Raw genomic sequence first — 4,772 nt, forward strand, 5'->3', positions numbered from 1 at the left:
GACGGCGGGATCGTCCCGCTGTGCACCCGGACGGACCTCGGGCAGGGCACCGCGCAGGTCGGCACCGCGGACGCGCAGGGGCGGATCTACGGCGCCTTCACGGTGTACAACGTCTCCGGCCGCAGCTGCCGCCTCGGCGGGCCGGGCGCGGTGGCCGTCACCGCCGTCAGCGGCGCCGACCGCAGCCGCGTCCGTACGGCCGACCACACACCCGGCGACCCGGCGGGCGACAGCCTGCCCGCGATGGACGCCGAGCCGCCGGTGCTCGCGCCGCAGGCGGGGTACCGGGTGCCGTTCGCGTGGGTCCCGGACCAAGGCTGCACCCCGGCCGGCGGCGCGACCGACCCGTCCCTCGGGGTCAGCCAGGTGTCCCTGAACACCCAGGCCCCGGCCACCGGGGGCGTCCCCGGCTCCGGCGCCTCCGCGGCCCCGACCGCCAACCCGCAGCCGAGCTCCTCGCCCTCGGCCGGTCCCACCGTGGAACCCAGTCCGACGGCCACCGCGACCGCCAACCCCACCGGCCGGACGGGGACCGCCACCATCGCGCACACCCCGGCCCCGGGCAGTCCGTCGGCCGCGACGGCCTCGCTGCCGGTCGCCTGCGGGGGGACGCTCTACCGGGGCGGCGTGCAGTCCGCGGGCGGGGCCGCACCGCAGACGGGGGCGCCCACGGCGGGGTGAACGGACGGCCGCTCGCGGCGCCCCCGCGGACCCAGTGGTCGGCGCCGGTGTGAGGAGTGGTTACCGTGGGGGGTGTGTACCGGTTCCTCCTGACTCCGCGCTGGCTGGGCGGCACCGCATTGGCCGTGGCGGCCGTGGTGGTGTGCGTCTGGCTGGGCTCCTGGCAGCTCGGCCGGTTCGAGGACCGGGTCACCACGCACCATGAGACCGAGCAGTCGCTCACCGCATCGGGTGAAACCCGGCCGATCGACGCGCTGCTCTCCCCGGCCAGCCCGCAGGTGACCACGGAGACCGTCGGCAAGCCGGTCTCGATCACCGGCAGCTACGACACCGAGCACCAGCTGCTCGTCCCCAACCGGGTGCTGGACGGCAAGCAGGGCTACTACGTGCTCACCCCGCTGCGCACCGCCGACGGACACGCCGTCGCCGTGGTGCGGGGCTGGGCGGCCGGATCCCCGTCCGGGGCGGTCGAGCCGGCGCCGACCGGGCCGGTGACGGTGACCGGGCGGCTCCAGGCCAACGAGTCGGTGGGCAGCAACGGCGCGGTCGCGGGCGGTCTGCCCGCCGGGCAGCTCGGCATGATCAACCGGGCCTCGCTGCTGAACGTCCTGGAGTACGACGGCTGGTACGACGGCTGGGTGGCCGCCGACCAGGTGCCCGCCGGGCTGACCGCCGTACCGACCGTCCAGCCGCAGGGCGGGGACGGGCTCACGCTGCGGGCGTTCCAGAACCTGGGCTACACGCTGGAGTGGTTCGTCTTCGGCGGATTCGTGATCTTCATGTGGTTCCGGCTGGTGCGCCGTGAGGCGGAGGCGGAGCAGGACCGGGCCCTGGGACTGGACCCGGTCCTGGACTGAGCCCTCTTCGGGCGCGGCCCTGCTCCGGAGCGGACCCGCCAAACGGGCGGGCCGCTGGCGGTGGGCTTGCTGGCGATGGGCTTGCTAGCGGGCGGGCTTGCCGGGCGCCGGCGCCTGCTTGGCCGGCGGCGCGGTCGGGGTCGCGGTCGGCGCCTGCCCCGGAACCTGTGCCGGTGTCTGCGTCGGAGCCTGTGTCGGCGTCGGCGAAGGGGCCGGGGCGGCCGGGGTCTGGCCGCCGAACGGTGTCGACGTCTCGTCGGACAGCGGTTGCGCCCCGCCGTGGCAGTGGCTGCGGCCGCTGCCGGTCCCACCCTCCGAGTCGTAGTGGTCGATGTGGTGGTGCACGGTACGGCCGCCCTTCGAGCCGCCCGAGCCCTTGGACCCTGAGCCGCCGGAGCCGCCCGAGCCGCCGGAGCCGCCGGAGCCGCCCGAGCCCTTCGAGCCGGAGGAGCCCTTGGAGCCGCCCGACCCCTTGGCGGCCTGCTCCTCGTCCTCCTTCCCTTCCGGCTCGTACGCCGCCCGTACGACGGCCGGCCCCGCACCCACCGAACTCGCCCGGGTCGCCGTGGCGAGCGGTACGGCGGGCACCCCGCCCGTCGACGGGACCGCGCCCGCCGGGGGCGTCGAGCGGCCGGGCGTCGGCACGGCGGCCGAGGGGCTCGGCACCACCGCCGGACCGGTCGGGGGCGGGCAGGCCGCCTCGTCCCCGTGCGAGCCCGAGCACCCGGTGAGCACCAGGGCCCCGGCCACCGCCGCCCCGGCGAGCGTCAACCGACGCCTCACTCGGCCCCTCCGGCGGTCCCGTCCGGAAGGCCGAGGTGCCGCCGGACGAAGTCGATCTCCAGCCGCAGCTGCTTGATCCGCTCCTCCACCACCAGCGAGCCGTGCCCGGCGTCGTACCGGTACACCTCGTGCGGCTTGCCGAGCCGCTCCAGCCGCTCGACGTAGTTCTCGATCTGCCGGATCGGGCAGCGCGGGTCGTTGACCCCGGCGCTGATGTACACCGGCACCCGCACCTGCTCGACGTAGGTCAGCGGCGAGGAGGCGGTGAAGCGCTCCGGGACCTCCTCCGGGGTGCCGCCGAAGAGCGTGCGGTCGAGCGACTTGAGCGCCTCCATCTCGTCGGCGTACGCGGTGTGGTAGTCCGCGACCGGCACGGCGGCGACGCCGAGCGACCAGTTCCCGGGCTGCACGCCGATGCCGAGCAGGGTCAGGTAGCCGCCCCAGCTGCCGCCGGTGAGCACCAGCCGCTCCGGGTCCGCGAGCCCGCTGGTGACCGCCCACTCCCGCACGGCGGCGATGTCCTCCAGCTCGATCAGGCCGACCCGCTCGTGCAGCGCGTCGGTCCAGGCCTGGCCGTAGCCGGTCGAGCCGCGGTAGTTGACCCGGACCACCGCGAAGCCGTGGTCCAGCCAGGCGGCCGGGCCGGCAGCGAAGGAGTCGCTGTCGTGGTGGGTCGGGCCGCCGTGGATCTCGAACACGGTCGGGTACGGCCCCCCGGCGGCCCCCGCCGGCCGCTGCACCAGGGCGTGCACCCGCCCGCCGGGCCCGTCCACCCACACGTCCTCGACCGGCACCGAGCCGGGCGGCACCGGGCCGGGCGCCCGCAGAACGACCGTCCCGGCGGTCGAGCGGACGGCGGCGGGCTCGGCGGCGGAGGACCACAGGTACTCGACGGTGCCGTCCGGACGGGCGGTGGCGCCGCCGACGGTGCCGCGCGGGGTCTCCAGGCGGGTCAGCCGGCCGTCCGCGAGCGAGTACGAGAACAGCTCGCTGCGCGCCTCGTACTCGTGCTCGACCAGCAGCTCCCCGGCGCCCGGGCGCCACTGCGCGGACACGTCGCCGGGCAGCTCGCGGCCCTGCTCGTCGCGCAGCGGGAGGGCGGTCTCGGCGCCGGTGGCGACGTCCCAGATCATCGGCTCCCAGCGGCCGGTGCGCTGGTGGGCGACCAGCAGGCGGGTGTCGCCCTCGACCGGGGCGAAGCCGAGGCAGGCGACGCCGCGGGGCTCCTCCCGGCCGGTCACCTCGTCCAGCTCGGCGACGGTCTCGACCCGGCTGTCCTCCGTGATGCGGACGACACGGATCGCGGAGTGCATCGCGTCGCCGTGCTCGGTGTGGTCGATCGCGAGCAGGGTGCCGTCGTGGCTGAGGTCGCCGACGCCGCCGTACTCGGCGTGCCGGTAGATCTCGACCGGCTCGGTGGCGCCGGGGCGGCGCAGGTGCAGGGTGGTGCCGTCCTCGTCGGTGGAGCGGCCGACGACCACCGTGCCGTCGCGGCCGAGGGCCAGGCCGGCCGAGTAGGAGGGGGCGAGGCCGGGCACGGCCTCCTCGTCCGGGCCGCCCGCGAAGGGCTGGCGGCGCCAGACGCCGAACTCGTCGCCGTCGTGGTCGTCGAACCACCAGACCGAGGCGCCGTCCGGGGACAGCTCGGCGTCGGTGGTGCCGTTCGGGCGGTCGGTGACCTGACGGTGGGTACCGGTCGCGCGGTCCCAGGCGTACACCTCGTAGGTGCCGGTCGCGTTGGACACGTACAGCGCCCGGTCGGGGGCGTCCTCGGCCCAGTCGGGCAGTGAGACCCGGGCCGCCCTGAACCGCTGCTCCCACGCCGGTACGGTGCTCTTCTCCTCGCTCATCCGACCATCCAACCCGATCGGGGGGAGGGAACGGAACGGGTGGTGGGGTTCTGTCCGCCCGGCCGGCGAGATCGGGGCGTTCACGAACGTGCGGTCGTCCGGCGGTTCAACCGGGTGTTCGGCCCGCCCGGTCCCCATGGCGGCGGGGGCACCGCCGCGGGGTTGCGACGCCCCTCGTACGGTGACCCGGGATCCGGCGGCGGCCTCGGGCCTCAGACGCCCGGCACACGGTCCGGGAAGCCGCACACCGAGCCGTCCCGGCCCTCCGCAGTGGCCGCCAACACGTCGAAGCCGACCACCACCGGCTCGGCGCCCGTGGCGGTTCTCGATGCACTGCTGAAAGAGATTCAGCGGTAGCCCCGGAGGCCACTTTCCCGGCGGTTTTCTCCCGGAATTCCCCCGATAGCCCCGGGAGAACCAGTCAGGGCCGGTGTCCCTTGCGGGACACCGGCCCTGAGCTGGTGTTACTGGGTCGGGGTGGCGGGATTTGAACCCACGGCCTCTTCGTCCCGAACGAAGCGCGCTACCAAGCTGCGCCACACCCCGGTCTTGCGGTTTGTCGCTCCGTCTCCTTCGCGACGAGTAGAACTCTACCGGACGC

3 protein-coding genes, 1 tRNA gene and 1 pseudogene are annotated in these 4,772 nt (G+C 75.5%); 2 read left to right on the plus strand and 3 right to left on the minus strand.

Translation table 11 applies throughout. The features are described from left to right. A pseudogene (locus J0670_RS30355) lies at positions 1 to 681 on the plus strand (hypothetical protein); the annotation flags it as partial. A 74-nt stretch (positions 682 to 755) separates the two neighbouring features. Next, positions 756 to 1,538 carry an SURF1 family protein gene (locus tag J0670_RS30360; RefSeq protein WP_207814942.1) on the plus strand — a complete coding sequence of 261 codons (783 nt, stop codon included), beginning with the start codon at positions 756 to 758 and terminating at the stop codon, positions 1,536 to 1,538. Positions 1,539 to 1,622: 84 nt separating this feature from the next. Here J0670_RS30360 and J0670_RS30365 read toward each other — a convergent pair whose 3' ends face one another. From J0670_RS30365 to J0670_RS30375, 3 genes are all read right to left on the minus strand, one after another. Then, the gene (locus tag J0670_RS30365) at positions 1,623 to 2,309 is read right to left on the minus strand and encodes a hypothetical protein (RefSeq protein ID WP_207814943.1); all 687 of its coding nucleotides are present in this window, start codon (positions 2,307 to 2,309) and stop codon (positions 1,623 to 1,625) included. Positions 2,310 to 2,317: 8 nt separating this feature from the next. Further along, the gene (locus J0670_RS30370) at positions 2,318 to 4,171 is read right to left on the minus strand and encodes a prolyl oligopeptidase family serine peptidase (protein WP_207814944.1); all 1,854 of its coding nucleotides are present in this window, start codon (positions 4,169 to 4,171) and stop codon (positions 2,318 to 2,320) included. 472 nt (positions 4,172 to 4,643) lie between these two features. Beyond that, positions 4,644 to 4,717 (minus strand) — tRNA-Pro (locus J0670_RS30375). Between the last annotated feature and the right edge of the window lie 55 nt (positions 4,718 to 4,772).

Source organism: Streptomyces sp. FH025, from assembly GCF_017427025.1.
Taxonomy (GTDB): domain Bacteria; phylum Actinomycetota; class Actinomycetes; order Streptomycetales; family Streptomycetaceae; genus Kitasatospora.